5 protein-coding genes are annotated in these 5,749 nt (G+C 74.1%); 3 read left to right on the top strand and 2 right to left on the bottom strand.

Going from position 1 to position 5,749, the window contains the following annotated elements; all coding sequences use genetic code 11:
- The first annotated feature begins 58 nt into the window (after positions 1-58).
- The gene (locus tag ABZ885_RS34150; protein WP_360197504.1) at positions 59-1,432 is read left to right on the top strand and encodes a PHB depolymerase family esterase; all 1,374 of its coding nucleotides are present in this window, start codon (positions 59-61) and stop codon (positions 1,430-1,432) included.
- Between the two features lie 80 nt (positions 1,433-1,512).
- On the opposite strand, the gene mca is transcribed toward ABZ885_RS34150, so the two are convergent.
- Together mca and ABZ885_RS34140 are read right to left on the bottom strand one after the other, a co-directional pair.
- Positions 1,513-2,394: a mycothiol conjugate amidase Mca gene (gene mca / locus ABZ885_RS34145; protein WP_360197501.1), complete on the bottom strand. Its 882-nt coding sequence runs from the start codon at positions 2,392-2,394 to the stop codon at positions 1,513-1,515.
- Positions 2,395-2,486: 92 nt separating this feature from the next.
- Entirely contained in the window at positions 2,487-3,848 is a 1,362-nt protein-coding gene (locus tag ABZ885_RS34140; RefSeq protein WP_360197498.1) for an MDR family MFS transporter, read from the bottom strand.
- Between the two features lie 296 nt (positions 3,849-4,144).
- Here ABZ885_RS34140 and ABZ885_RS34135 point away from each other — a divergent pair, with 296 nt between their 5' ends.
- Positions 4,145-4,789 (top strand): TetR/AcrR family transcriptional regulator, encoded by a 645-nt coding sequence (locus ABZ885_RS34135; RefSeq protein WP_360197495.1) that lies wholly within the window; start codon positions 4,145-4,147, stop codon positions 4,787-4,789.
- Positions 4,790-4,908: 119 nt separating this feature from the next.
- Positions 4,909-5,589 (top strand): DUF6445 family protein, encoded by a 681-nt coding sequence (locus ABZ885_RS34130; protein ID WP_360197492.1) that lies wholly within the window; start codon positions 4,909-4,911, stop codon positions 5,587-5,589.
- Positions 5,590-5,749 lie beyond the last annotated feature (160 nt).

The following is a 5,749-nucleotide window of genomic DNA, read 5'->3' as shown; positions in this document are numbered from 1 at the left end:
CAGCCTGGTCTTCGACGACTTCATCCACGTCGTCGACACCCTGCGCTTCCTCGTCCCGGTGGTCGCCGCCGCGGATGCCGGGCCTGGCGAGACGTTCCAGCAGGTCACCGGCTTCGGCTCCAACCCGGGCAATCTGGCGATGTACGCCTACGTCCCGGCGGGACTGCCGGCCGGGGCGCCGCTGGTGGTCGCGCTGCACGGCTGCGTACAGACCGCGACCGACTACTACCGCGACTCCGGCTGGACCAAGTTCGCCGACCTGTACGGCTTCGCCGTGGTGTTCCCGCAGACCGGACCGGCCAACAACAGCCTCTCCTGTTTCAGCTGGTTCGACGCCGGCAAGGACGCCCGGGGCAAGGGCGAGGCCGAGTCGGTGGTCGAGATGGTGGCCAAGGCCGAGTCGTCGTACGGCTCGGACCGGCAGCGGGTGTTCGTCACCGGTCTCTCGGCGGGCGGCGGGATGGCGGCCGACCTGCTGGCCGACTACCCGGACGTGTTCGCCGGCGGCGCGGTCGACTCCGGACTGCCCGCGCACTGTGCCACCACCCAGAGCGCCGCCTCCGGCTGCCAGAACTCCGACCAACGCCTCACGCCCGCCCAGTGGGGCGACAAGGTCCGCCGGGCGTACCCGGGGTACGCCGGGCCGTGGCCACGGGTGGCGATCTGGCAGGGCACCGCCGACACCACCGTGAAGCCGGTGAACGCGACGGAGCTGCGCGACCAGTGGACGGACGTCTGGGGCGTCGGCCAGAACGCGTCCGCCACCCGGAGCCTGCCGGGCGGCACCACGGAGTCCGTCTACGAGGACGCGAACGGCCGGCCCGCGGTGGCGCTCTACTCGGTCGCCGGGATGGGGCACGGGCTGGCGGTCGACCCGGGCTCGGGCACCGACCAGTGCGGGGCCACCGGCAGCTACTTCCTCGACACGATCTGCTCCGGCTACTACACCGCCCGGTTCTGGGGCCTGGACCGCGGCGGCCCGACCACCCCGGCGCTGCCCGCGCCCGCCGGGCTGACCGCGACCGCCACCGGGCCGGACGCGGTCGCCCTCACCTGGCAGGCCGTCACCGGGGCCGCCTCGTACGCGGTGTACCGGGACGGGGCCAGGGTGGCTGCCCCGACGGCCGCCGGGTACACCGACACCGGGCTGAGTGCGGGGACGTCCTACGGCTACACCGTGGCGGCCGTGGACGCGGCGGGCATCGAGGGTGTCCACTCGGCGGTGGTGACGGCGAGCACCACCGGCAGCGCGCCGCCGTGCTTCACGGACGACAACTACAACCAGGTGCAGGCGGGCCGGGCGACGCAGAGCGGCGGTCTCACGTACGCCCTCGGCTCGGGCCAGAGCATGGGCCTGTGGAACACCTTCACCACCCACACCCTGAAACAGACCGGTCCCGGCTACTTCGTCCTCGCCGACGGACAGTGCTGACACCCACCGGCCCGCAGCGGCCGCCCCGACCGCACCGCCCGCGACGGCCGGGGCGGCCGGGGCGGCGGAGCAGGGCCACCTCATCCGCCCACCTCCCCGGCGCGCAGGCCGGCGAACAGGTCGGCCTCGGGGAGTTCCGTCCGGACCGTGCTGCGGGCGAGGTGGTAGTCCTCCGTTGGCCAGACCTCGCGCTCGATGTCCCGCGGGTGCGCCATGAATCCCGCGCCGGGCTCGATCTGGGTGGCGTGTGCCAGCAGCGCGGCGTCGCGTACGGCGAACTGCTCGGCGCAGGCGATCCGCGTGGTGGTGGCGAGGGCGGGCGGGGTGTCCGGCCAGTCGGCGAGCAGCCCGCCCATCGCCGAGTCGACGCCCTGCGCCGTCATCGCGTCGTGCAGGGTCTGGAACCAGGCCCGGGAGAGCGCGAGGTGGTAGTAGAGCTTGGCCGGCTGCCAGGGCGCGCCGGCCTCCGGGTAGCGGTCCGGGTCGGCGGCCGCCTCGAAGGCCTCGACCGTGACCCGGTGGGTCATCACGTGGTCGGGGTGCGGGTAGCCGCCGGTCTCGTCGTACGTGACCACGACGTGCGGGCGGAACTCGCGGAACAGGGCGACCAGGGGTGCCGCGGCCGCCCCGACCGGCTGGAGCGCGAAACAGCCCTCGGGCAGCGGCTCGCCGGGGCCGGGCAGGCCCGAGTCCGTGAAGCCGAGGAAGCGCTGGCCGACCCCGAGGATCTCGCGGGCGGCGGCCATCTCCGCCCTCCGGATCCCGGCGAGGTCGGCCCGGACCTCGGGACGGTCGAGCGCCGGGTTGAGCACGGAGCCGCGCTCGCCTCCGGTACAGGTCGCGACCATGACCTCGACGCCGTCGGCGGCGTAGTGGGCGAGCGTGGCGGCGCCCTTGCTGGACTCGTCGTCGGGGTGGGCGTGGACGCTGAGCAGGCGGAGCTCGGGGTGCTTGGTGAACATGGCTACTCCATGGAAGGTCGGGGCGGCCGCGGAACCCCGTGGTGGCTGTGGCCGGCCTGCCGCGCACGGCAGTGATCGGTACTGAGCGGCGGTCAGGGGCGCTTGCGGTCGGCCGGGTAGAGCAGCGCGGGTGCGATGGAGAGGGCGGAGAGGCCGAGGACCCACCAGAAGGTCTCGCCGAAGGCCGCGGCCGGCTGCGCCGGGTGGCCGGCCAGCGACTGCTGGAGGACGAGCGTGAGGACCGCGGTGCCGAGCGCGCCGCCCAGCCGGTTCAGGACGTTCACCGCGCCGGCGGCGGCCGGGACCTGCGACCGCTCCACGCTGCTGTACACCGCCGCCATCCCGGGGATGCCGATGATGCCCATGCCGGCGCCGCGCAGCGCCAGCGAGGCGGCCAGCAGACCGTCGGCCGGGCCGGAGCCGGAGCCGAGCCGGGTGAAGGCGAGCGTGCCGACCAGCGAGCAGGCGATACCGACCAGGATCAGCGGCCGCGGGGCTATGCGGTCGGCGATCCGGCCGGCCAGCAGCGCCGCGACCCCCGTGCCGAGGGCCTGCGGCGCCAGCAGCAGCCCCGCCTCGACGGCGCCGGTGTGCCGGACCTGCTGGAAGTAGAGCGGCACCAGGAACATCGAGCTGTAGACCGAGGCTCCCTGGAGGAAGGAGTTGGCCGTGGCCACCGAGAAGCCGCGCCCGGCGAACAGCCGCAGGTCGATCAGCGGCGGACGGCCCCCGCGCGGGGTGCGCAACGCGTGCGCGCCGTATCCCAGCAGCAGTGCGGAGCCGAGCACGACGGCCGCCACGCTGCCGGTGCCCGCGTCGCCGCCGATCGTGGCGAGCCCGTAGACGAGGGCCGTCAGGCCCGGTGAGAGCAGCGCGAGCCCGAGGGCGTCCAGCCGGGGGCGCGGGTGCGGACGCTCCCCGTCGGCCGGAACGGCCCGGACGGCGAGCAGCAGCGTGACCAGCCCGACCGGGACGTTCAACAGGAACATCCAGCGCCAGTCCAGGTGCTCCAGGACGAGGCCGCCGAGGACCGGCCCCAGGACCGGGGCCAGGCTGATGGGCAGCATCAGCGTGCCCATCACCCGGCCGATCCGGGAGGGACCGGCCGCCTGCACCATGATCGTCTGCCCGAGGGGCTGCATCATGCCGCCGCCGATCCCCTGCAGCACGCGGAAGGCGATCAGGCTGCCGGTCGACCAGGCCAGCCCGCAGAGGGCGGAACCGGCGACGAACAACGCCACAGAGACCAGCCACATCCGGCGTGCGCCGAACCGGCCGGCCGCCCAGCCGGAGAGCGGCATGGCGAGCGATATGGCCAGCAGGTAGCCGATGGACACCCACTGGACGGCGGCCACCGGGCTGTGCAGCTCACGGGCGACGGGGTCGATGCCGACGCTGACGATCGTGGCGTCGAGCTGGGCCAGCACCGGGCCCAGCGCGAGGACGGCACCCATCCTGAACAGCCCGGGCGGGATCGGCTCGCGCCCGGCCCGCCGACCCGCCCGCCCGGTGCGTCCGGCACTTCCGGTGCTTCCGGTGCTTCCGGTGCTTCCGGCGTGTGACGTGGTGGCCGATCCGGCCATGAGTCCCTCCCCTGGGTTCGTGAGTCGCCCGGACGCGCCCCGAAGCGTGCGGGCGCATCCGTCCGGCGGCCGCTCGGGCCGCCGAGGAAGAACTTAGGTCCGACATATTCATTGGGTCAAGCCTAATTCCTGTGCTCGACCTAGCGAAGCTGCGCTAGGATCGCCCCATGACGGACGGCATCCCGAACCTGCGCGAGCGCAACAAGCAGCGCACCCGCCTGGCGATCTCGCACGCCGCGACCCGGCTCTTCATCGAGCAGGGCTTCGACCGGACCACTCTCGCCGAGGTCGCGGCGGCCGCCGGGGTGGCCAAGATGACCGTCACCAACCACTTCCCGCGCAAGGAGGACCTCTTCCTCGACCGGCACGAGGAGCTCGTCGCCGGCCTCGCGCGAACGGTCGCCGGGCGCGCACCCGGCGAGTCCGCCCTGGCCGCGCTGCGCCGGGAGTGCCTGGCGGCGGTCGACCGGCAGGACCCCTCGCTCGGTTTCGCCGGGGCGGACTTCGCCCGCACCGTCACCGAGAGCCCCGCGCTGGCCGCCCGTCTGCGCGAGATCCACGAACAGAGCGAGGACGCGCTCGGCACCGCACTCGCCGAGGCCACCGACTCGCCGCCGGCCGACCTCACCGCCCGCCTCGCGGCCGCCCTGCTCGCCTCGATCCACCGGACGCTGTTCGCCGAGGTGTTCCGCCGCGTCCTGGCGGGCGAGGAGCACGGACCGATAGCCGACGCCGTCCGCGCGTCCGCGGCCCGCGCCTTCGATCAGCTGGAGAGCGCCCTCGGCGGGTACGCGGTCCGGTCTGCACCGTGAGGCCTCGTCAACACGGGCCGTCACGGGCCTGACCAGGCAGATCGCCACCGAAGGCACTTGGCGAAAGGTTGACCTGCTCACGGCAGAACGTTGGTGACCTCCGCCCCTATGGTCGGCGCATGCCCGCACAACCCCCCGGGCGGACCGCCCTGCCGGTCCTGCCCTACCGCAAACCGACCCCCGGCCGGGACTACTGGGTCCTGGACGACGTCCTGCCCGACCCCGACGCCGTCCGCGAGCGCGTGCTCGCCCGCGGCGACTGGACCGAGGGCTACCCGTACCGGCCCGAGGCCTGGCCCGGCCTGCGCACCATGCCCGGCCTGGAACCGGACGAGCTGGCCCGGGTGGAAGCCCTGGTCCGCAAGTCGACCGGCGCGTCCAAGCTCTGGGTGCAGAGCACGCCCGGCGGCGGCACGCTCAACCACAACTGTGTGCAGCTCGTCGGCGCCGGGGAGTCGGAGTCCCGGCCGCACACCGACTCGCGGGCGCTGTGCCGCTACGCCGCCGTGCTCTACCTCTCCCCCGGCGCCCCGAAGGACGCCGGCACCAGCTTCTACCGCCAGCAGTTCCCCGGCGGCCGCCTCGGCGGCAACCTGGTGAACGCACCCCACCACAACCTGGTCGAGGCGCTCGGCACCCGCCGCGTTCCCGGCGACGCGTTCACCGAGGACGTCCGCGTCCCCAACCGCTACAACCGGCTGCTGCTGTACCACGCCAACCTGATCCACAGCGCCACCGCGTACTCCGGCATCACGCTGGAGGAGCGGCGGATGACGGCCGTGTTCTTCTGGATGGCCTGAGCCCGGGCAACCCCGAGACGTGCCCGGGCAAGCGCCCTGGCATGACGGGCCTTGGCAGAACGAGCCCGGATGGCCCGCGCACGGACGGACCCGTCACCGGGCCGCTCCGTGCGCCGCCCCCCCCACACCCGGCGCAGATCGGAAGTGCGGGGGGGTGGGA

Origin of the sequence: Kitasatospora sp. NPDC047058, from assembly GCF_040643935.1 — a bacterium.
In the GTDB taxonomy this organism is placed as follows: Bacteria; Actinomycetota; Actinomycetes; order Streptomycetales; family Streptomycetaceae; genus Kitasatospora.
The sequence above is the reverse complement of the archived record's forward strand: the minus strand, read 5'-3'. Positions and strand labels throughout refer to the sequence as shown.